Genomic DNA, 20671 nt, shown 5'->3' on the forward strand with positions numbered 1-20671 from the left:
CACGCGACGACGGAGCTGACCAGGCACGCCGGCGCCTCAACTCACTTGCTTCGCACCGGCGTTCCGTGCCCAGTAGCCCATGGCCGCCGCACCGGCGGCGAGCATGGCGACGGTGGTGAGCGCGATCGGCAGGGAGAACCAGTCGGCGAGGAACCCGATGCACGGCGGACCGAGGAGCATTCCCCCGTAACCGAGCGTGGACGCCGTGGCCACGCCGCCGGGCCCCGCGATGGCCCCGGCGCGGGCCACGGCGACGGGGAAGATGTTGGCGAGACCGAGGCCGGTCACCCCGAAGCCGAGCAGTGCGCCCCAGACGCTCGGGGCGAGCGCGCCGAGCAGCATCCCGGCGGCGGCCGTGGCGCCGCCCAGGACCAGGGTGCGGGTCTGGCCGAGGCGTTCGAGCAGGGCGGTGCCGGACAGCCGTCCGAGCGTCATGGTCAGGGCGAAGACCGAGTACCCGGCGGCGGCCACCCCCGGGTGCGCGCCGAGGTCCTGCGTCAGGTGGAGGGCGCCCCAGTCGGCGAGCGCCCCCTCGCCGTACGCCGTGCAGAGGGCGATCACACCGAAGACGAGCACGGTACGGCGTGACGCGCCGCCGCCACGGGCGGGCGGCAGGGTCTCGGGCGGCGGGGCGGGGGAGGGGTGGCGCAGGAGTACGGGCCCGGCGGCGGCCGTCACGACGAGCCCGACAGCGGTGAGGCCGAGGAGGTGAGAGGCGGGGGAGAGGCTTCCGGCGAGCAGCCCGCCGAGGCCGGCGCCGATCATGCCGCCGAGGCTGAAGGCCGCGTGGAAGCTGGGCATCACGGGCCGCCGGAGCGCGGTCACGAGATCCACGGCGGCGCTGTTCATGGCGACGTTGATCCCGCCGTACGCGGCACCGAAGACGAGCAGGACGAGGCCGAGGGCGAGCGGGGACCGGGTGAGGGCCGGCAGGGCGACCGACAAGGACAGCAGGGCGGCGGTGACCACGGTGACGGCGTGGGAACCGTACCGCCGGCAGAGCCGTCCGGTGAGCGTCATGGTGATCACGGCGCCGGCGGAGACCCCGAGGAGGGCGAGGCCGAGGTCGCCGGCGGAGGCGCCGGTCTGCTGCTTGACGGCGGGGATCCGGACGACCCAGCCGGCGAACAGGAAGCCGTCGAGGGCGAAGAAGAGGGTCAGGGCTGAGCGGAGGCGGGTCAGGGAGTGGGTGGCGGTGTCTCCGCCGTAGCCCCCCGATGCGGCCGTCCGTACTTTGTTTAGTAGCGGCACAAACTCAGGATAGGGCGCGAGGGCGAGGCAATCAAGCGAGCAACGAGGAGCCGCACGGACCCATCCACGGGAGTGGGGGACGCGCAGGGACCGTGTTCGGGACGTAAAGCGTGATTTGTGGCGCGTGGGAAGGGCGGCAACGACTGAAGGGCCCAGGACGCGCCGTAAATCATGCAGTCCCGAACGCGGTCCCGGAGCGGCCCCCACGGCTGAGCCACGAGCCGTGGAATGCCCACCCGCCCGAGGACGCCCACCGGCCGAGGGCGGCCAGGCCCAGCCCAGGCCCAGCCCAGGCCCAGCCCAGGCCCAGCCCAGGCCCAGGCCCAGCCCAGGCCCCAACCCAGGCCCAGGCCCGGAGACCGACCCACCCGCCCGATCATGGGAGACTCGCCACCATGAACGGCAAGGCGACGACGACCCGGACACGGCTGGACAGGGGGCGCAACGCGCTGGGCCCCGCACTGGAGCTGGTGCACACCGGCAGGGCTCCGACCCGGGCCGTCCTCACCGCCGAACTCGGCGTGACCCGGGCGACCGCCGGCGCGGTGGCCGCCGAACTGGAGGCCCTCGGCCTGATCCGGGTCGACTCGAACCCCGGCGCCGCCGCGGGCTCCCAGGGCCGTCCCTCGCACCGCCTGGCCGTCGACGAGAAGGGCCCCGTCGCCCTGGCCGCCCAGGTCCACGCCGACGGCTTCCGCGCGGCCCTGGTAGGACTCGGCGGCACCATCGTCGCCACGGCCCCCGGCTGCGTCACGGTCTCCGCCGACCCCGCCCAGGTCCTCGGGGCCGTCGTCGACGCCGGAGCCGCCCTGCTCAGGGAGAGCGGCCGCCGCTGCGTCGGCGCCGGACTCGCGGCCCCCTCCGCCGTGGCGGAGCCGGAGGGCACGGCGCTCAACCCGCTGCACCTCGCCTGGCCCGCCGGGGCGCCGGTCCGGGAGATCTTCGCGGAACGGGTACGGGCCGCGGGCATCGAGGGCCCCGCCTTCACCGGCAACGACGTGAACCTCGCCGCCCTCGCCGAGCACCGCCACGGCGCGGGCCGCGGGGCCAGGGACCTGCTGTGCGTGGCCACCGGCCACCGCGGCGTCGGCGGCGCGCTCGTCCTCGACGGGCGCCTCCACACGGGCAGCGCGGGCCTGGCCCTGGAGGTCGGCCACCTCACCGTGAACCCGGAGGGCCGCCCCTGCCACTGCGGCGGCCGGGGCTGCCTCGACGTCGAGACGGACCCGCTCGCCTTCCTCACGGTCGCGGGCCGTACCCCCGGCCCCGAGGTGTCGCTGCTCCAGCAGTCCCGCGACCTGCTGCGCACGAGCCCCGACGACCCGGGTGTCCGCGTCGCCGTCGGGGAGCTGATCGACCGTCTGGGCCTCGGCCTGGCCGGTCTGGTGAACATCCTGAACCCGGACAGGATCATTCTCGGCGGCCTTCACCGGGAACTCCTGGACGCCGACCCCGAGCGCCTTCGCGCGGTCGTGGCCGACCGGAGCCTGTGGGGCCGCAGCGGCGGGGTCCCGATCCTCCCGTGCACCCTGGACCACAACAGCCTCGTGGGCGCGGCCGAACTCGCCTGGCAGCCGGTACTGGACGACCCGCTGGCGGCACTGAGCCGCGACGCGGCCTGAAAGTGCGCCGCCCTACCCAGCCGCCTCTACCCCGCCGACCTATCCCGCGGAACGCCTCTCGACCAGCGAGGCGAGCCGCTCCAGGGCGATGCGCGTGCCCGCCTCGTTGTCGGCGGCGGGCACGGCGTCGGGGACCCTCTCGTGGACGACGAGCACGTCCGTGCCGCCGTCCATCGCGACCAGTGTCGTGGTGAGGGTCATGGCGCCCCGCAGCAGCGGGTCCGAGGTCTCGAACTCGATGACCTCGACGACACGTTCGTCCGCGAGCAGCTCCACGAAGCGCCCGTGGTACGTGTCCGTCCTGGCCCCCGACTTCCCGGTGCCGTCCGCCGTCTCGTAGTGCAGGGAGACCCGGAAGGCGCCGCCTTCGCGCGCGTCGAAGTCGTGCACCTCGCAGGTCATCCCGTGCGGCACCCGCCAGCGCGGGATGTCCGCCGGGTCCACGAGGGCCTGGTAGACGGCCGAGGGCGGGGCGTAGACGTGGCGGGACGCGCGCGTGGTGTACACCGCACCAGGCTAGGGCCTGTCCGGCGGATCAGGGTCGGACACCCCTTAGGTCGTACGGCGAGGAACCGCTCCCCGGCGTCGTAGGCCTCCGGTCCGAGGGCCGTTTCCGTGGGCCTAAATCACTGCGCGCCGGACGACGGAAGACGTACTGTTCCGCCTCATGATCACTTCTGATTCCGACCTTCCTCCGCGGCTCGGCGGCCTCACCTTCCACGGCCCTCTGTCCGAGGCCCGTGCCACCCGCCTGATCGAACGGCTCGCGGCCACCGAGCCCGCCGACGTGCTCGACATCGGCTGCGGCTGGGGGGAGTTGCTCCTGCGCGTCCTGGAGGCCGCCCCGGCGGCCAAGGGTGTCGGTATCGACATCAACGCGGAGGACCTCGCCCGTGGCCGGGCCCTCGCCGAGGCCCGCGGTCTCGCGGGCCGCGTCGAGTTCGTCGAGGAGTCGGCGCTCGGCACCGATCGCGGTCCGGTCGACGCGATCCTCTGCCTGGGGTCGAGCCAGGCGCTCTGCGACCCGGAGCAGCCGCACGACCCCGCGGCCGCCCTGCGTGAACTGCGCCGACTGCTCCGGCCGGGGGGAAGGGTCGTCCTCGGGGAGGGCTTCTGGGAGCACACTCCCACGGACGAGGAACTGGCGGGCATGTGGCCGGGCGCGGCGACCGGCGACCACTTCCCCCTCGGCGACCTCGTCGACCTGGCGATCGAGGCGGGGTTCAGGCCCGCGTGGATCGAGACGGCGAGTGCGGACGAGTGGGAGGAGTTCGAGTCGGGGTACCGGTACGACACCGAGGTCTGGCTGGCCGCCCACCCCGACCACCCGCTGGCCGCCAAGACCCGCGAGCGGGTCGACCGGCAGCGTGCGACCTGGCTGAACGGCTACCGCAGGGTCCTCGGCATCGCCTACCTCACGCTCGTCGCCGTGGCCTGATACGGGATCCGATATCGGGATCCGGTATCCCGGATCCACGCGGTACCGCTCACCACTGCCGCCCTGCGCCGAGCCCCGCCCGCCCCGGCGCCGAGAGGTGCAGAACCCGGAAGCGCTCGCCCTCGTCGGCGGGCGCTTCCGGGTCCGCCCACAGGGTGAAGGCGAGCAGTTCCCAGTGGCGCGGATCCACCGCGAGGGCGGAGGCGACCACCCCGTCCCGCCGGGCCGCCCGCGCGTGCCGGACCACCGCGTCCGCCACGGCCTCGCCCGGCGCCGCTCCCTCTCCGAGCGGGGTCCTGTGGCGCGTCGCGGTTTCCGGCGCCGACGTGGCCGCGGGCCCCTCCGCGTAGGACAGGCCCGTCCAGTGCTGCACCGCGGGGCGGCCGAAGTCGCGCACGATGCCCTGGAAGCCGGGGCCCCAGAGGAAGGAGTTCATGCCCTCCGGAGTGCCCCACAGATAGAACGGCGCGTACTGGTTCACCGGTGAACCGGCCTCTCGCTCCCGGACCAGATAGGCCTTCAGGCCGAGCCCCGGGAAGGAGTCGAGCAGATGGCCCTTCGTCGCGACCCGCTCGCGGATGATCCCCATGTCGTAGTCGGCCGGGAGGGTGATCTCGTACTGCATCGCGTGCACGCGTGATGCTCCGTTACTAGACGGCTGCCGCTGCGGTGGCAGCGGCGGCGCGCGGGCCGAGCAGGGCGAGAAGACCGCGTACGGCGCTGTCGAACGGCGCCCGTGAGCCGGTCGCGCGGGCCAGCACGTATCCGCCCTGCACCGTGGCCACCACGGCCGCCGCGATCTCCTCCGGATCGAGCGAGCCGCTGAACTCCCCTCCGTCCAGGCCCTCCTGGACGACATCGGCCAGCCGGGCGCGCAGCCGGCCGAGAGCCGCGTCGACGGGGGCGCGAAGCGCGGGATCGGCGACGACCTCGGGGTCCATCGTCAGGCGTCCCACCGGGCAGCCCCGCAGGACGTCCCGCTCGCGCAGGAGATAGGCCTCGATCCGGGCGTACGCCGAACCCTCGCCGCCCAGGACGGTTTCGGCCGCCGCCCCCAGCTCCTCGGCGGTACGGCGGATCGCCGCGAGCGCCAGTTCCTGCTTGCCGGCGAAGTGGTGGTACATGCTGCCCTGGCCCGCTCCCGCCGCCTGCTGGACGGCCTTGGGGCTGGTGCCGACGTAGCCCCGCTCCCACAGCAGCTCGCGGGTCGCCTCGATCAGCCGCTCGGAGGTGCTCATGCTCATGACCGCACTGTACATACCAGTAGGTACAGAAGGAAGGCTCGGAGGAGAACGCCTCCACCGACGCCGACGCCCTCCGTACTCCCCGTGTCGTACACGAGAAGCCGCACCGTCATGAACACCCTCGCCCACGCGGGCCCCGGCCCGTGGGTCCTTCTCTTCCCCCTCGTCTGGGCGGCCGTCGCCGTCGGGATCGTCACCGTCGTCCGCCGGGCCGGATGGCGCCGCGGAGGCGGCTTCGTCCCGGGCCGTGCCGGTCGTACGGGCTTCGACGGCGGTCCCGACGAGAACTCGCCGATCGCCCTGCTCGGGCACCGCTTCGCCGCGGGCGAGATCGACGAGGAGGAGTACTGGCGCCGGCTCACGGTGCTCGAGGAGCAGTTCGGCCGCGCCGCGCAGGCCAAGGGCCGCCGGGTGTGACCCCCGACCCCCCGCCGGCCGCCCCCGACCCCCCGGCCCCCGCCCCGCCGTGACGGCGGGGCGGCCGTCAGCCCGTGCGGCCCGCCAGGAGCGCGTCCGCCGGGCCCCGGCCCGCCGGGACCCGGCGGGCCGGGGCGACGGCCTTCGCGGCGGTCACGGGAGCCAGGACCGGGTCGGGCGCCAGGACCGGCTCCGGGGTGAGGACGGGGTCGGCCGGGATGCTGAGCGGAACGCCCGAGAAGCGTCCGTGCCCGAGGAACGGGCCCTCGGTCGTGGAGCCGTGCACCGCCTGCCCGCGGGTCATGACCGGCACGGCCGAAGGCGGCGCCGAGAGGGTGAACCACACCACCTTCCCGTCGGCCCCGCAGGGCCGGACGCCCCAACTCTCGCTGACGGCGCCGACGATGGCGAGGCCGCGCCCGGAGGTGGCCAGCGCGTCGAGTGGATCGAGACCCTCGCGCACGTCCTCCGGGTCCGGGCGGCCGGCCTCCGGTATGCGGGGGTCGTGGTCCCGGACGGAGACCGTGAGACGGTCGAGCAGCAGCTCGATCTCGACGGTGCACCGCTTGTCCGGCTGCGCGTGCCGGTGGACGTTGGTGAGTAGCTCGGTGACTCCGAGCACGGCATGGTCGATCAGAGCGTCGACGTGCCAATGACGGAGATGCGCGGAGACAATCCTGCGGACCTGTCCGATCCGCGACGGCAGGGCATGAAGCTCCACCGCGTAGTACCTGCTCGGCTCGCTGATCACGGCTGCGACTCCCCGAAGTAGTCCGGAAGAAGACGAAGATTCGGATCTCACATGCGGTACAGCAGGGTGGCGACATGAAACGGGACGTCACCACCGGTAAACCCTCGGTGAGGTGATTCCAGCGTGAACCAGTGGTGACCGACCCGCAACTCACGGCGACGACGGCGTGTGCCGACGCCGCCCGTCAGACGCTCTCAGCGCCGCTTGGCGGCCCGCTTCAGTGCCGCGAGGAAGCGGCCGGACTCCTCCGCCTCGCCGCCGCCGGCCGCGCCGCCGCCGGAGCCACCGGTGTGCTCGTCACGGTGCAGGGTGAGCCGGTAGCGGGTGCCGTTCACCGTCGCGACCGTCTCGTCGGACTTCGCGAACCACGGCCGCCCCGCCCGGACCTTCTCCACGGGCGCGCTGTCGATCTCGCTGCCGTAACTCGTGAGGAGGGCGAGCCGCCCGTCCTCGATGCGCACCTCGCCCGCGCGCGTCAGCGAACGCGGCCAGCGGTCGATGCGTACGCCCCTGGCGCTGAACTCGGGTTCTGACATGCCGATCCGCCCCTTTCACCCGGTTGTCGTTCCCAGTGTGCCGGGCCGCTCCCGCCCGCACCAGTGGCCCACCCTCAAGTCATCCCTATGGAGAGTCAAAGGAAACGTTTGCCCAGGTGAGAGGGGTATTGTCGGCGGCGGGGGAGTGAGTGGAAGCGACCGAGGAGAGGCGCGTATGAGCACCACGGAGAACAGCGTGGCGAACGGGGCGGCCGTCGCGGCGGTGACCGTCGACGTCGACCGCAGCGATCCCGCGTACCGGTCGTGGCTCAAGGAGGCCGTCCGCAAGGTCCAGGCCGACGCCAACCGCTCGGCCGACACGCACCTGCTGCGCTTCCCGCTCCCCGAGAAGTGGGGCATCGACCTCTACCTCAAGGACGAGTCCACCCACCCCACCGGCAGCCTCAAGCACCGCCTGGCCCGCTCCCTCTTCCTGTACGCGCTGTGCAACGGCTGGGTGCGGCCGGGGAAGCCCGTCATCGAGGCCTCCAGCGGCTCGACCGCCGTCTCCGAGGCCTACTTCGCCAAGCTCATCGGCGTGCCGTTCATCGCCGTCATGCCCCGGACGACCAGCCCCGAGAAGTGCCGGCTCATCGAGTTCCACGGCGGGCAGTGCCACTTCGTCGAGGACTCGCGCACGATGTACGAGGAGGCCGCGGCCCTCGCCGAGCGCACCGGCGGCCACTACATGGACCAGTTCACGTACGCGGAGCGGGCCACCGACTGGCGCGGCAACAACAACATCGCCGAATCGATGTACCAGCAGCTGAGGCTGGAGCGCTATCCGGAGCCCACCTGGATCGTCGCCACCGCCGGCACCGGCGGCACGTCGGCGACCATCGCCCGCTACGTGCACTACATGCAGCACGACACCCGCATCTGTGTCGCCGACCCGGAGAACTCCTGTTTCTTCGACGGCTGGACGCACGACGACCCGAACGCCACCGCGGACTGCGGTTCGCGCATCGAGGGCATCGGCCGCCCCCGGATGGAGCCGAGCTTCGTGCCCGGCGCCGTCGACCGCATGATGAAGGTTCCCGACGCGGCGAGCATCGCCGCCGTCCGCGCCCTGGAGACCGCGATCGGCCGCAAGGCGGGCGGCTCCACCGGCACCGGCCTGTGGAGCGCCTTCAAGATCGTGGCGGAGATGGTCGCCCACGAGCGGACCGGCAGCATCGTCACCCTGATCTGCGACCCGGGCGAGCGGTACCTCGACAAGTACTACTCCGACGACTGGCTGGCCGCCCAGGGGCTCGACATCGCCCCCTACAGCGCCGCTATCGAACGGTTCCTGGCGTCCGGGGCCTGGCCGGAGTGAGCCGCCGGTCGAGCCGGCGCGCGGCGTCCCGGAACGACATCCCCACGCCCGGGCCCACGAGGCGAAGCCCGACCCGGAACGGGGCCGCGCCGTCGGCCGCCATGGTCCACCGCAGCCGGGTGCCCTTCCCGGTGGGGGAGAGGGACCACTCCTCCGCGAGGGCCGTGACGCCGGGGGCGTTCGTGGCGTCCACCCGGTAGGCGTACCGGACGTCGGGCTCGGAGGCGAGGACCGTCTCCTCGAAGAGGATCCCGCCCCGCAGGCGGACGGTCCGGCCCGCCCCGTCACCGTTCGGGACGGCGGAGGCCACCGAGGTGAACCAGGCGGGCAGGCTTCCCACCTCCACGGCGAGTGACCGGTAGACGGCCGCGGGCGGCGCCGCGAGGGTGGCGGTGAAGACCAGTCGGACGGGCGCGGATGCGGTGAAGTCGAGCTCCACCGGCCTCAGTCGGCGTGCCATGGACCGTACCTCCCCTGGACGGAAGCGAAAGAGCACCCTAGCTGACGGAATGTCAACGGCACAGGGGTCGGGGTCGGAGTCGGGTCGGCCGGGCCCTATCCGACGGAACGGCCGCGCCCGCCCCGGGGATCCCGCAGCAGCCCGTCCACCGCACGCCCGAACAACAGCCGCCCCGCCCGCGCCAGTACGGGATCGAAGGCCCCCGGCACCCCCCGTACCGTCAGCTCCTCCGTCCACACCACCCGCGAGCCGCCGCCCGGCGTCTCCGTCACCTCGACCAGGGCCCAGCCCCGCACCACCCGGCCCGACTTCTCCAGGCGGCACGTTCCCGTCCGGCCGCCCGCCGGAGGTTCCCAGCGCACGACCTCCATCGGGTCGTCGAAGGACAGCCGGCCGACGCCCGTACGGGCCGTGAACCGGGTCCCGGTCCCGTTCGGCCCGGGCGTCAGCACCCGCGTCCGGGTCAGCGGCACCTGGCGGCCGTGCGCCGGCCAGTCCGTCAGCCGCCGCCACACCTCCTCGGGCGCCAGCGGCACCCGCCGCTCGACGCGGATGAGGCTCACGCCTGTTCCTCGCCCGCCACGACGAGCCCCGGCAGATGTTCGAGGACCTCGGTGCGTACGCCCTCGGGCAGGCCCCGGTCCGTCACCCAGGTGTCCACCTCGTCCAGATCGGCGAACGAACTCAGGCCCACCGTGCCCCACTTGGTGTGGTCGGCGACGACCACGACCCGGCGCGCCGAACGCATCAGGCAGCCGTTCGTCTCCGCCTCAGCGAGGTTCGGCGTCGAGAGGCCCGCCTCCACCGAGATGCCGTGCACCCCGAGGAACAGCAGGTCGAAGTGGAGCGAGCGGACCGCCCGGTCCGCCACCGGCCCCACCAGCGCGTCGGACGGGGTGCGCATCCCGCCCGTCAGGACGACCGTCGCCGCCCCGCGCCGCGGCTCGCCCCCGCCACCCGCGAGCCGGTCCTCGTGGAACACGTCGGCGACCCGCACCGAGTTCGTCACCACCGTCAGGTCCGGCACGTCGAGCAGATGCCGGGCCAGCGCGAAGGTGGTCGTACCCCCGGACAGCGCGATCGCCGCGCCCGGCGGCACCAGGGCCGCCGCCGACCGGGCGATGTCGTCCTTGGCGCCCGGTTCCAGCACCGACTTGGCGGCGAAACCCGGCTCGTGGGTGCTCGCCTCGACCACCGGAACGGCTCCGCCGTGCACCTTCGCCAGCATGCCCTGGCGGGCCAGCGCGTCCAGGTCGCGACGGATCGTCATGTCCGAGACGCTGAGACGCCGGGTCAGCTCGTTGACCCGGACACCGCCGCGCCGCCGGACCTCGTCGAGGATCAGGGCACGCCGCTGCTCCGCGAGGAGGTTCTGGTTGTCAGTCACCGCCGGGGCCGGTCCTTCCGCAGGAGACAAGGGGATGGTCGTCGGATTCGGTGAGGAACGGTGCGCAGGTGCACGACCGTCCGCGATCCTGATGCCGACGTCGCATCTTCCCACCCTGAGAGGAAGTCCCCTCAGTGTCCCCTGCCACACCCGCCCCGGAGAGCGGGGGCGCGGCGCTCGAACTCCTCGTCCACGGAGTCGGCGGAGCCACCCCCCAGGACATGCTCGACGACCCCAGGACCGTACGGGTCACCGGCGACCGCACCGCAGCCGTGCACCGGCGGGTGGAGGACACCGACGCCGAGCACCACCCCGAGCGGTACGCGGCCCGCCCGATCCCCGAGGCGTACTGCTGGTCCAACCTCACCTCGGGCGACGGCACCCGCGCCCTGTGGCTGCTGCTCCTGCCGTTCATGGTCGTCAACCTGGCGCACTGGATGCGCCCGCCCGCCCAGGGCCGTCCGCGGCTCGTCCGGCTGTACGGGGTCCTCGTCCGCCTCGTGGCCCTCACCCTCACCGTGCTCCTCACCGCCGCGGCCTGCGAGGTCGCGCTCGACCTGACGGCGTGGCAGTGCGCGGGAACCGCCGCCTGCGCCGACAGGTACTCCTGGCTCGGCTTCCTCTCCCCGGTGCGCGACGGCTGGTGGTCCGCGCCCGGCCGCCGGCTCGCCCTCGCCGCCCTGGTCCCGACCGCGCTCGTCGGTCTCCTCTGGTACCTGTCGAACCGGACCTGGAGCGCGTACGAGGCCCAGCGCCCGCCCACCGGCTACGACGCCCCCGTGGCCGAACCGGACGCCGACACGGAGACCGCCGACCGGGGCGAGGGCGCTCCCGGCCCCGGCGGGATCAGGCCCGCCCTCGGCCGCCCCGGCTTCTGGTTCGGGCGCCGGCTCGTCGCCCGCCTCAGAGCCGCCCACACCGCCGCCGGCTTCCTCACCGTCGCCGCCGCCCTCGCCACGGCCACCGCACGGCACGACGCCACCGCCCCCGGCGCGGACGCAGGCGCCGTCATCGGAGCGGCCCTCCAGACCGCCGTCGCCGCCTTCCTCGTCCTCGTCGTCCTCGTCGTCTGCCGCCGCGGCCGCAGCGAACGCCGCCTCGACCTGCGCGTCGAACGCACCCTCGTCTCCTGGCTGCCCGGCGCCTCGCTCGCCCTCCTCCTGCTCGCCGCCCTCTACGCGGGCTGGTCACGCCCCGGCTGGACCTCCGGCGGCGCCCTCCCCGGCAACGCCGCCTTCGGCACGCTCACCGTCGTCCAGGGCGGCCTGGTCGTCGCCCTCGGCGTGGTCGCCCTGCTGCTCCAGCGACCCGGCAGGCACCCGCGCACCGCCCTGCGCGGACTCGGCGGCCCCGCCGTCGCCATGCTCGCCTGCGCCCTCGCCGGCGTCATGTCCGGGGGCGTCGCCCAGCGCGTCGCCGACTGGCTCGACGGTCCCGGCGCGGCCCACGGCGGCCCCAGGATCGGTCCGCCCGTGCTCCTCAGCTGGCAGGCGTCCGTCATCCCCGTCCTGCTCCTGTTGCTGCTCGCGCCCGCCGCGCTCCTCGCCGTACGGACCGTGCTCGCCGGCCGGCGGCTGCACGCGACGGTCGAGGCCGACTACGACGCCTCCGGCGAAGGCGACCCGGTCCGTACGGGACAGATCGCCTCCGGCCGGGCGCGGGCGGCGCTCACCGACTCCGCGCCCGTCCTCGTCGGCGTCGTCTCCGGCGCCACCCTGTTCCTCGGCGCCGCCTCCGTCGCCGGAGCCTGGGCCAGCGGAAACGTTCCAGGACGGGCCTTCGACGGCGCCCACCCGGCCGTCGCGTCGCTCGCCTCCGCCACCCAGGCCCTCGGCTCCTGGATGATCGGCTTCGGCTTCCTGCTCTTCGTCACCTGGGGCCGGCGCGCCTACAAGGACGCCTCCGCCCGCCGCACCGTCGGCATCCTCTGGGACGTCGGCACCTTCTGGCCGCGCGCCGCCCACCCCTTCGCGCCGCCCTGCTATGCCGAACGGGCGGTGCCCGACCTGACCTGGCGGATGAGCTCCTGGACCCGGAGCACCGGCGGCCGGCTCGTCATCTCCGGGCACTCCCAGGGCAGCGTCCTCGCGGCGGCCGCCGTCTGGCAGCTGCCGCCCGCCACCCGGGGCCGCGTCGCGCTCCTCACGTACGGCTCACCCCTGGAGCGGCTCTACGGGCGCTGGTTCCCCGCGTACTTCGGCCCCGACGCGCTGCGCGCCCTGAACCGTACGGTCTCCTGCTGGAGCAATCTGTACCGCGCCACCGATCCCATCGGCGGACCCGTCCGGGTCCCCGCCGACGACGGCAGGCCCGCCGTCGACGCCCCGGTCCTTCCCGACCCCGTCGCCTACGGCCGCACCCGCGAACACCCGCTGCCCGAACCGATCCTGGGCCACTCCGACTACCAGGCCGACCCGGCGTTCTCCCACCGGCGCTCCGCCCTCCTCGACCAACTGCTGCCCGCCATGCCCCGGCAGCGTGATCCCCACGAGACCGCGGATCAGGGAAGCTCGGGCAGGTCCTCCGGATAGAGCAGCGTCAGGTCGTCCGTGCTCGCCTCGGCGAGCGCGGCGACCCGGCCCGCGTGCCGCTCCACCATCGACTCGAACGTCTGCCGCGCCGTACGCCCGTTGCCGAACGCCGGCCCCTTGGGCAGCTTCGTGAAGTACACCAGCAGCGCCTCGTCCGTGCCGGGAGCGAGCCGGTACTCGTGCTCGTCCGCCTGCTGCCCCACGATTCGCAGCAGCTCCTCCGGCTCGTAGTCGCCGAACGTGATGGTCCGCGAGAAGCGCGACGCCACGCCCGGGTTGACGGTGAGGAAGCGCTCCATCTCCGCCGTGTAGCCCGCGACGATGACCACCACCGCGTCCCGGTGGTCCTCCATCAGCTTCACCAGCGTGTCGATCGCCTCACGGCCGAAGTCCCGCCCCGAGTCCTCCGGAGACAGGGCGTACGCCTCGTCGACGAACAGCACCCCGCCCCGCGCCCGGTCGAAGGCCTCCTGGGTCCGGATCGCCGTCGAGCCGATGTGCTCGCCGACCAGGTCGACCCGGGACACCTCCACCAGGTGCCCGCGCTCCAGGACCCCGAGGGAGGCCAGGATCTCGCCGTACAGGCGGGCCACCGTCGTCTTGCCCGTACCCGGATTGCCCGTGAAGACCAGATGCCGGCGGACCGAGGCCGCCTTGAACCCGGCCTCCTGACGCCGGCGCCCCACCTCGATCATGTTGGTGAGGGTGCGCACCTCCAGCTTGACGCTCTCCAGACCCACGAGGGCGTCCAGCTCCCCGAGCACGTCCTGCGAGGAACGGGAGGAGGGCACCGGCTCCGGCACGGCCTGCGGTACGGCCGCCTGGACGCGCGGCGCGGGCACCGTCCCCAGGAGCCCCGCCGTCTGCGTCGCCGTCAGGACCGTGCCCCCGTCGGGTACGGAGGAGCGGACCGCGCTCTCGTCGCTGGTGCAGTCCTCCGCGCTCGCACCCTCCTCGGGGAACTCGTAACCCCCGCGCGCGCACCGCTCCGTACGGCACTTGCGCAGCGTCGTACGGCAGCCGTCCGTGACGTGGAAGCCGTACCCGCCGCTGCCCGTGACCCGGCAGCCGTGGAAGGAGCCGCGGCCCTCCGCCGACACGTAGAAACCCGCTTCGGCGGGCGACGTGACCGTGCACCGCTCGATCGTCGGGTCGGCGCCCTTGGTGACGATGACGCCCGTCTGCACGGAGTCGAAGGTGCAGCCGCCGAGGGTGCCGCCGCTGCCGTGGTCCCGGAACCAGGCGCCCGTCGAGGCCTCCCGGATCCGGCAGTCGTCGAGCTGCGCCGTCGCCCCGTCGCTCACCGAGACCGCCGTGTTCCGCACCTGCGACAGATCGCTGTCGACGACGTCCACGCGCGAACCCCGGTCGAGGACGAACAGCGCGTCAGGCACGTCGTGCACCCGGCAGGCGTCGAGGACGGCGGTCGCCCCGTCGCTCACCCACACCGCCGGGTAGTCGCCCGTGCTGTCGTGGATCTCGCACTGGTTGGCGTCCACCCGGGTCCCCGGGTCCCACACCGACAGGCCGTTGCGGCCGAAGCGGCGGACGGTCGACCGGGTCAGCGTCAGGACCGAGCGCGAGCGCAGGTCGACGGCGTTCTCGGGGACGTCGTGGATGTCGCAGTCCGACAGCGTGAGCACCGCGTCCGTGTCGAGGGTGATGCCGTCCCCGGACGTGCGGTGCACCGAGGAGTCCGTGAAGTGGGCGGTGGCGCGGGCCGCGATCTGGAGCCCCGCGCCCTTGATCTCGTACACCTCGCAGCCCACGCCCTCCAGGCCACTGCCCTCGCCGGTCACCGCGATCCCCGCCCCGGAGGAGTGGTGCACCCGGCAGCGTTCGAGACGCGGATGCGCCCCGCCGCGCACCGAGACGCCCGCCTGCCCGGCGGACACCACCTCGCACTCCTCGAACACACCGCCCGCCCCGTCGAGTACGGCGATGCCGACCCCGGCGGGATTGTCGACCGTGCAGCGGCGCACCGTCGGCCGGGCCGCGCCCCGCACCTCGATCCCGGCGGCCGAGCGGGTCATGATCCGCAGGTCGAGCAGTTCCGGCGTGCCGTCCTCGATGAGCAGCGCGGGCGCGGCGACGTCCTGCCCCTCGATGTGGAGGTCCTGCACGGTGACGGAGGCGCGGATCGTCAGTGGCACCCCGTCCGGCGGCGCGATCCGCACCGAGCCGACCGCGCCCTCGGGACCGCGCAGGGTGACGGCCCGCCGCACCACGAGGTTCTCCCGGTAGGTGCCGGGCGCGACGGTGATCACGTCCCCGTCGCCGGCGGCCTCCAGGGCGGCGGCGAGCGAGGGGTACTCACCCGTGCGGCGCCGCCACCGCGATGTGCCGGTGTGCGTCACCTGGACCGTGCCCTGTGCCATGGGTGTGTCCTGCCCCCGCCTGATGCCTCGCCGCTGATCCGATGCCCCACCGTAGCGCGCGCCGGGCCGCGGGGTTGACGGGTCACGTTCGAGCACTCCCTACGGGCTCAACTGCCGGTTCCGGTGCGGCCCCAGTCCGGGCCGGTCGCCGCCCACGCCCGGTCGAGGCGCGCGTACCGCAGCAGCACGAGCCGGCGTACGACGAGGCGGCGGACGGTCTCCACCAGCAGGCCCGCGAGGAGCGCGGTGGTCAGACCGGCGATGAACGCGTGCGCCCGCGCCGTGCCCGCCCGCATCGGCGGCGCCACCGGGCGCCCGTCCCGGTCCGTCCAGAGCGGGAAGGCGGTACCCGGCGCGGAGGTCCGCAGGGCCGTCGTCACCGTGCCCGTGCGGGCGGCACCGTCCGGCGCGGTCCACCGGGCGACCACCGGGCGGCGCCCGCCCGCCTGGTCGCCCGCCTCGACGGTCCCCGCCGCGCTCACCGGCCGCTCGGCGGCCCGTACCACCCGGGCCGTCGTCGGGACGCGCTGCTCCTGCTGGGCGCGGACCGCGCGCTGGAGCGTGACGTCGGCGGAGGAACCGGCCGCCCAGCCGGTCAGCGGCACTACGAGGCAGAGCATGACGACCGCGGTGAAGGCGGCCCAGGCCTCGACGAGATCAGTGGTCCGGCGCAGGGGATTGTGCCGCCAGCGCCAGAGTCCGGTGGCTGCGCGCACGTCGGGACCCCCTCGTCGTCACCGCTCCTTCCGACGAGTGTGCCCCGGGGCGGCGTTCCCCGCCTGCCGGGCCGGTGCAGTGTGTCGGGTGTCCCGGGCGTCCGGCCGGGTGCCCGGGTGCGGGGGCCGCCGCGGTGCCGGGCTCAGTCCAGGATCTTCACCTCGTCGCCGACCCGGACCGTTCCGGTGTGCTCGGGGACGAGGTTCTGGCCGAAGATGACCAGGCCGTCGTTCTTGCGGTGCCGGGCGAGGGTGCGCAGCGGCTCCTTGCCCCGCTCGGCGGTGAGCTGGTTCGTGGTGGTGACGACACAGCGACCGCAGGGCCTGGCGACGCGGAAGGTGACCTCGCCGACGGCGAGCCGCGTCCAGCCGTCCTCCGCCCAGGGGGAGGTCCCCCCGATCACGAGGTTCGGCCGGAACCGGCTCATCGGGAGGGGGCCCTCGTGGGCGTGGTCCCCCTGCGCGATGAGCGAGTTGAGGGCGTCGAGCGAGGACGTGGTGGCGACGAGCAGCGGGTAGCCGTCCGCGAAGCTCACCGTCTCGCCGGGCAGCGCGTACTCCGGGTCGACCGGCCGCCGGTGCTCGGGCGCGTCCATGTGGACGAGCCGGAAATCGCCCTCCAGGTACGCGGAGAGCCACGCGGCCGCCGTCGGGGCGGCGGGCACGGCCTCCACGGGCTTGTCGAAGATCTCCACGGTGACGGTGGACGAGGGGTGCGGCACCTCGACCGTCACCGGCGGGTGGCCGGGAGCCGACAGGATGATCCCGCCGCCCGGCAGCGGCTCAGCCGTGGCCAACGCCATCCGGGGGTGACGGCGTTGGGTCACGACCTTGTCCGCCGCGTCGACGACGGCCCACCGGCGGTCCCCGGCCAGCCCCCAGAGCTGGACCTCGGCCTCCGTGGGGGCCAGTGAGCGCATGGCCTTCACCGGGTGGACGTGGACGGAGCGGAGAACAGGAGTCGGCATACGGTCATCCTGCCAGCCGCTCCGGACACTACGTCGCCCGGTGCGCTGAGCCGGTCAGTAACCCCCGCCCTGGTAGGGACGGTTGTACGGGTCGTCGTACGGCGCGGGGGCGGGCCGGGGCGCCGCCGGACGCATCGCCTCGTAGCCCGCGGGAGCGGGGCGGGGCGGCTGCGCGTACTGGCCGGCCTGGTAGCCGCGCGGGGCCACCGGCTGCTGCGGGATGTACGGGGCGGGGGCGTGCTGCAGGGGCACGGGGGCCATCTGGGGCGCGGGCTGCGGGTATCCGTAGCCGTTGCCGTAGGAGGGCTGCGGGGTGGGCGCCGCCGGGAGGGCGGGCAGTGCCGCGGGGAGCGCCGGCAGGTAGGAGCCGCTCGTGGGGAAGCTGCTGCCGGTGTCGTAGGCGGCGGGCACTCGGATCGGGGCGATCTGAGGCGTGCCCCGCTCCGCGACCAGGGAGTCGTAGATCGGGGTGTCCGGGAAGGACGGCGCGGTGTGGTAACCGCCTCCATAGGTGGAGCGGGGGGAGGTCATGGCCATAAGTTAAGCCCACGATGTGCCGGTTGGGGAGTCCCCATCTTAGGGTCATCCGATTTACGCTGTTTTTGTCGGGCTGACCTGCCAAAACGGCGTTAAAGTCTGCGTAAACAACGGGGGATCTTTTCCGTTGATCTTGAGCGTGGGAAACTCAGGATTATCGACCTATTACCGATAGTAATCACACGGCTATCAGCCGAGTTGACGCCGGACCAGCTCGTGAAAGAGACCGGTCGTGTCGGCGAGGAGTTCGGCGGGGGTGCCTTCCTGGACGACACGTCCGTCCGCCATCGCGATCACCCGGTCCGCGTCCATGATGGTGGACAGCCGGTGGGCGATCACCACGCGGGTCGCGTTCAGGGCACGGGTCGACTCGATGACGGTCCGCTGGGCCTCGTTGTCCAGCGCGCTGGTGGCCTCGTCGAAGAAGAGGACGCGCGGCCTGCGGATCAGAGCCTGGGCGATCATCAGCCGCTGCCGCTGCCCGCCGGACACGCTGCCTCCGCCGTCGGACAGCATCGTGTGCATGCCCATGGGCATGGCCTTGATGTCCTCGGCCAGGCCCGCCATCGCCGCGGCGGCCCATGCGTCCTCCAGGGGGTACGTCCCGGCGCCGCGGATGCAGTCGAGGACGGAGCCGGAGAACGGCTGGGCGTTCTGGAGCACGACCCCGCACTGCCGGCGCACGGCCGCCTGGTCGAGGGCCGCGAGATCCTGACCGTCGTACCGCACGGTCCCGGAGACCGGCCGGTCGAAGCCGATGAGCAGCCGCAGGAGCGTGGACTTGCCGCAGCCGCTGGCCCCGACGATCGCGACGAACTCGCCCGGTCGCACCCGCAGATCGACCCCGTCGAGCACCAGCGGGCCGTCCTCGCCGTAGCGGTAGGACAGGTTCTCGGCCTCGATGGCCCCGGTCAGTTCGCCGGGCCTGACGCTGGAGCCGCGCACCTCGGGCGTCGCCCGGAACACCGGCCTGATCTGCTCGAACATGGGCTGCACGGCGGCGGCGGAGAGGAGCGCGCCGGTCAGCTGCGTCACCGAGGACAGCATCATCGTGACGGCGGTGCTGAAGGTGAGGAACTCGCTCGCGGACAGCGTGCCGCGGGCGGGCCCGGCCAGGAGCGCGAACATCACGAGGGTGCACAGCGGCAGACAGACCGCGCCGAGGACCGCGAGGGCGTTCTTGATCCGCCCGACGCGCCGGTGCAGTTCGCGGGTACGGGCGAACCGCCCCGCCCAGGCCGCGTACGCGAAGCTCTCGGCCGCCGCGACGCGTAGCTTCGGCAGACCGCGCAGGGTCTGGAAGGCCTGGTTGTCGAGCTTGTTGCCGAGCCGGATCAGCTGTCGCTGGTACCGCAGCTGCCACAGCCCGAGGCCCAGGAAGACCGCGGCCGTGGCGAGCAGCAGGGCGATTGCGACCAGGGCGAGGGGCACGCTGTAGACGAGCAGCAGCACCAGGTTCACCGTGCCGACGGTGCCCGCCTGGACGACCACGGGACCGATGCCGGACAGGACCCGCCGGATGGCGCTCACGCCCATGGCGGCACCGGCCAGTTCGCCGGTCGAGCGGCCGGCGAAGAACGTCGTCGGGAGCCGGAGCAGCCGGTCCCAGACGGCCGGCTGGAGGGTGGCCTCGATGCGGCCCTCCATCCGGAGGATCGCGGTGTTCTGCAGCAGCATGAAGGCGGCCGACACGATGCTGGTCGCGATGATCGCCACGCCGGTCTGGACGATGAGCCCGGTCTCGGCCGCGGGGACGTACGTGCCGAGCACCTTGCCCGTCGCCACGGGCACCAGGGCGCCCAGGGCGACCGCCACGAGCCCGCCGAGCAGTAGGGCGCGCAGCTCCGACCGGGTGCCCCGCAGACTGAACCGGAGCAGCTGAGGCAGGCTCAGCGGCCGGTCGGGCAGCGGGCGGTAGAACATGACGGCGCTCGGCGCGAAAGCGGCGGCACCGGCGCGGCCGACGCGCTCCCGCTCGCCCGTGGCCGGGTCGAAGGCCACGTACCGGCCGCGCCGCCACAGCAGCGCGACCGGTGTCCCGTCGGCCGCGCGGTGACCCACCAGGGGCCCGCTGTCCTCGCGCCACCAGCGGTCGCCGAGGCGGACGCCCCGGGTGCGGATCCGCGAGGCGAGCGCGATCCGCTCGACCGGGTCGGGGCACCCGGGGTCCGCGCCGAAGGCGTCGCCCGCGTCCGCCGGTTCCACGAGCGTGATGCGCGCCTCGTCGGCCACGGCCCGGCACACCGCGAAGGTCGCGTCGGCGCCCGCGCGGCCCCGGGCGCCTGGGCCGCCGTGGCGGCCGATGGAGGCGAGCAGGGTGCGGTCGGCCGTGGTGCGGGCCGCCTCGCCCGCCTCGACCCCGGCCGCCGCACGGTCCTCGTGGTCGCGTTCGAGCTGCTCGATCCAGCCGTCCAGGGCGTGCAGCAGCCGGTACTGCTGGTCGACCATGCCCTGCCAGGTCGCGGGGTCGACGAGGAGGGTGCCCGTGCCGGGGCCCTGGTGGCCCTCGTGGGCCGGGTACCCCTCATGTCCCTCGTACGCGGCCCCGTACGCGATGCTGCCCGGGGTCAGCCGCATCCACAGGACGTCGTCGTCGGCCGTGCCGGCGGTGGAGCCGCCGTCGAGGGCGGCCTGGTACAGGACCCGCAGCCCGCGCCCGATGCCGAGCGCGAAGGCGTGCTCCAGGGGACTGAGCGGGGGCTCGGCCCACGTACCGTGCGGGCCCGGGTCGGCGTACCACTGGCCCTCGTACCACTGGCCGCCGTGACCCTGCTCCCGCCCTCCGTACCTCTGACCGGCGTACTGCCCCGCCGCGTACGCCAGTTCGCGCAGCTCGACGCGGCGCAGCAGGCAGCCCTGCGCGGGGCGGCCGATCAGGGTGTGCGCGGGGCCTTCGACCGGGCCCAGGAGCAGCGTGCCCGCCCCGAGGCGGCCCAGGAAGTGCCACGGGCCGAGCCGCGCCGCGTCGACGGCGAAGAGATCGAGCGCGCCGTCGACGACGAGCCAGAGGACGTGCGGGCCTTCGAGCGGGACGCTGCTCAGGCCTGCGCAGTCGACCGCCGTGCCCAGGGCGCCCAGGGCGGCCACGACCGGGTCGGGCGCGCCGCTGCCCGTACG

At 73.9% G+C, this 20671-nt stretch carries 19 protein-coding genes; 5 read left to right on the plus strand and 14 right to left on the minus strand.

All coding sequences use genetic code 11. From position 1 onward, the window contains the following. Positions 1-36 precede the first annotated feature (36 nt). Positions 37-1251, minus strand: coding sequence for an MFS transporter (locus ACIA8N_RS32390; protein WP_365781104.1), 1215 nt, complete (start codon positions 1249-1251; stop codon positions 37-39). A 395-nt stretch (positions 1252-1646) separates the two neighbouring features. Here ACIA8N_RS32390 and ACIA8N_RS32395 point away from each other — a divergent pair, with 395 nt between their 5' ends. Continuing rightward, positions 1647-2873, plus strand: coding sequence for an ROK family protein (locus tag ACIA8N_RS32395; protein WP_030546275.1), 1227 nt, complete (start codon positions 1647-1649; stop codon positions 2871-2873). 39 nt (positions 2874-2912) lie between these two features. On the opposite strand, the gene ACIA8N_RS32400 is transcribed toward ACIA8N_RS32395, so the two are convergent. Beyond that, positions 2913-3380 (minus strand): SRPBCC domain-containing protein, encoded by a 468-nt coding sequence (locus tag ACIA8N_RS32400; protein ID WP_365781106.1) that lies wholly within the window; start codon positions 3378-3380, stop codon positions 2913-2915. 160 nt (positions 3381-3540) lie between these two features. On the opposite strand from ACIA8N_RS32400, the gene ACIA8N_RS32405 reads away from it, so the two are divergent. Further along, on the plus strand, positions 3541-4311 hold the full coding sequence (locus ACIA8N_RS32405; RefSeq protein ID WP_365781107.1) for a class I SAM-dependent methyltransferase: 771 nt from the start codon (positions 3541-3543) through the stop codon (positions 4309-4311). Between the two features lie 49 nt (positions 4312-4360). Here the strand turns inward: ACIA8N_RS32405 and ACIA8N_RS32410 are convergent, their stop codons facing one another. Further along, complete coding sequence (locus ACIA8N_RS32410) at positions 4361-4945, minus strand: DUF4865 family protein (RefSeq protein WP_365781108.1); 585 nt, start codon at positions 4943-4945, stop codon at positions 4361-4363. A 16-nt stretch (positions 4946-4961) separates the two neighbouring features. Then, complete coding sequence (locus ACIA8N_RS32415) at positions 4962-5549, minus strand: TetR/AcrR family transcriptional regulator (RefSeq protein ID WP_365781215.1); 588 nt, start codon at positions 5547-5549, stop codon at positions 4962-4964. A 117-nt stretch (positions 5550-5666) separates the two neighbouring features. Here ACIA8N_RS32415 and ACIA8N_RS32420 point away from each other — a divergent pair, with 117 nt between their 5' ends. Then, the gene (locus ACIA8N_RS32420; RefSeq protein ID WP_365781109.1) at positions 5667-5972 is read left to right on the plus strand and encodes an SHOCT domain-containing protein; all 306 of its coding nucleotides are present in this window, start codon (positions 5667-5669) and stop codon (positions 5970-5972) included. A gap of 67 nt (positions 5973-6039) precedes the next feature. On the opposite strand, the gene ACIA8N_RS32425 is transcribed toward ACIA8N_RS32420, so the two are convergent. After that, on the minus strand, positions 6040-6723 hold the full coding sequence (locus tag ACIA8N_RS32425; RefSeq protein ID WP_365781110.1) for an ATP-binding protein: 684 nt from the start codon (positions 6721-6723) through the stop codon (positions 6040-6042). 194 nt (positions 6724-6917) lie between these two features. Next, positions 6918-7259: a hypothetical protein gene (locus ACIA8N_RS32430; protein ID WP_365781111.1), complete on the minus strand. Its 342-nt coding sequence runs from the start codon at positions 7257-7259 to the stop codon at positions 6918-6920. A gap of 175 nt (positions 7260-7434) precedes the next feature. Here ACIA8N_RS32430 and ACIA8N_RS32435 point away from each other — a divergent pair, with 175 nt between their 5' ends. Next, entirely contained in the window at positions 7435-8577 is a 1143-nt protein-coding gene (locus tag ACIA8N_RS32435; RefSeq protein ID WP_365781112.1) for a PLP-dependent cysteine synthase family protein, read from the plus strand. Here ACIA8N_RS32435 and ACIA8N_RS32440 read toward each other — a convergent pair. From ACIA8N_RS32440 to ACIA8N_RS32450, 3 genes are all read right to left on the minus strand, one after another. After that, positions 8537-9037, minus strand: coding sequence for an SRPBCC family protein (locus ACIA8N_RS32440; protein ID WP_365781114.1), 501 nt, complete (start codon positions 9035-9037; stop codon positions 8537-8539). The two genes, ACIA8N_RS32435 and ACIA8N_RS32440, sit on opposite strands and share 41 nt — an antisense overlap. Before the next feature lie 95 nt (positions 9038-9132). Next, the gene (locus ACIA8N_RS32445) at positions 9133-9600 is read right to left on the minus strand and encodes an SRPBCC family protein (protein WP_365781115.1); all 468 of its coding nucleotides are present in this window, start codon (positions 9598-9600) and stop codon (positions 9133-9135) included. Next, positions 9597-10424 (minus strand): DeoR/GlpR family DNA-binding transcription regulator, encoded by an 828-nt coding sequence (locus tag ACIA8N_RS32450; protein ID WP_365781116.1) that lies wholly within the window; start codon positions 10422-10424, stop codon positions 9597-9599. The genes ACIA8N_RS32445 and ACIA8N_RS32450 overlap by 4 nt, the downstream gene beginning before the upstream one ends. Positions 10425-10558: 134 nt before the next feature. On the opposite strand from ACIA8N_RS32450, the gene ACIA8N_RS32455 reads away from it, so the two are divergent. Next, positions 10559-12955, plus strand: coding sequence for a hypothetical protein (locus ACIA8N_RS32455; protein ID WP_365781117.1), 2397 nt, complete (start codon positions 10559-10561; stop codon positions 12953-12955). Here ACIA8N_RS32455 and ACIA8N_RS32460 read toward each other — a convergent pair. The 5 genes from ACIA8N_RS32460 to ACIA8N_RS32480 all read right to left on the minus strand — a co-directional run. Then, complete coding sequence (locus ACIA8N_RS32460) at positions 12925-15333, minus strand: right-handed parallel beta-helix repeat-containing protein (RefSeq protein WP_365781118.1); 2409 nt, start codon at positions 15331-15333, stop codon at positions 12925-12927. The two genes, ACIA8N_RS32455 and ACIA8N_RS32460, sit on opposite strands and share 31 nt — an antisense overlap. Before the next feature lie 107 nt (positions 15334-15440). Then, the gene (locus tag ACIA8N_RS32465) at positions 15441-16049 is read right to left on the minus strand and encodes a hypothetical protein (RefSeq protein WP_365781119.1); all 609 of its coding nucleotides are present in this window, start codon (positions 16047-16049) and stop codon (positions 15441-15443) included. Positions 16050-16192: 143 nt separating this feature from the next. Then, positions 16193-17017 carry an MOSC domain-containing protein gene (locus ACIA8N_RS32470; RefSeq protein WP_365781120.1) on the minus strand — a complete coding sequence of 275 codons (825 nt, stop codon included), beginning with the start codon at positions 17015-17017 and terminating at the stop codon, positions 16193-16195. Positions 17018-17071: 54 nt separating this feature from the next. Beyond that, a complete protein-coding gene (locus tag ACIA8N_RS32475; protein ID WP_365781121.1) occupies positions 17072-17548 on the minus strand; it encodes a DUF6643 family protein in 477 nt (158 codons plus the stop codon). Between the two features lie 195 nt (positions 17549-17743). Continuing rightward, a partial coding sequence (locus ACIA8N_RS32480) for an NHLP bacteriocin export ABC transporter permease/ATPase subunit (protein WP_399416854.1) occupies positions 17744-20671 on the minus strand: 2928 nt, incomplete at its 5' end.

The sequence above is a fragment of the Streptomyces sp. NPDC051822 genome (genome assembly GCF_044452745.1).
In the GTDB taxonomy this organism is placed as follows: domain Bacteria; phylum Actinomycetota; class Actinomycetes; order Streptomycetales; family Streptomycetaceae; genus Streptomyces.

Excerpts from the sequence above, each read along its gene's own strand:
- ACIA8N_RS32420 (WP_365781109.1), top strand. The coding sequence starts at position 5,667 with ATGAACACCCTCGCCCACGCGGGCCCCGGCCCGTGGGTCCTTCTCTTC.
- ACIA8N_RS32435 (WP_365781112.1), top strand. The coding sequence starts at position 7,435 with ATGAGCACCACGGAGAACAGCGTGGCGAACGGGGCGGCCGTCGCGGCG.
- ACIA8N_RS32440 (WP_365781114.1), bottom strand. The coding sequence starts at position 9,037 with ATGGCACGCCGACTGAGGCCGGTGGAGCTCGACTTCACCGCATCCGCG.
- ACIA8N_RS32405 (WP_365781107.1), top strand. The coding sequence starts at position 3,541 with ATGATCACTTCTGATTCCGACCTTCCTCCGCGGCTCGGCGGCCTCACC.
- ACIA8N_RS32430 (WP_365781111.1), bottom strand. The coding sequence starts at position 7,259 with ATGTCAGAACCCGAGTTCAGCGCCAGGGGCGTACGCATCGACCGCTGG.
- ACIA8N_RS32395 (WP_030546275.1), top strand. The coding sequence starts at position 1,647 with ATGAACGGCAAGGCGACGACGACCCGGACACGGCTGGACAGGGGGCGC.
- ACIA8N_RS32415 (WP_365781215.1), bottom strand. The coding sequence starts at position 5,549 with ATGAGCACCTCCGAGCGGCTGATCGAGGCGACCCGCGAGCTGCTGTGG.
- ACIA8N_RS32470 (WP_365781120.1), bottom strand. The coding sequence starts at position 17,017 with ATGCCGACTCCTGTTCTCCGCTCCGTCCACGTCCACCCGGTGAAGGCC.
- ACIA8N_RS32460 (WP_365781118.1), bottom strand. The coding sequence starts at position 15,333 with ATGGCACAGGGCACGGTCCAGGTGACGCACACCGGCACATCGCGGTGG.
- ACIA8N_RS32475 (WP_365781121.1), bottom strand. The coding sequence starts at position 17,548 with ATGACCTCCCCCCGCTCCACCTATGGAGGCGGTTACCACACCGCGCCG.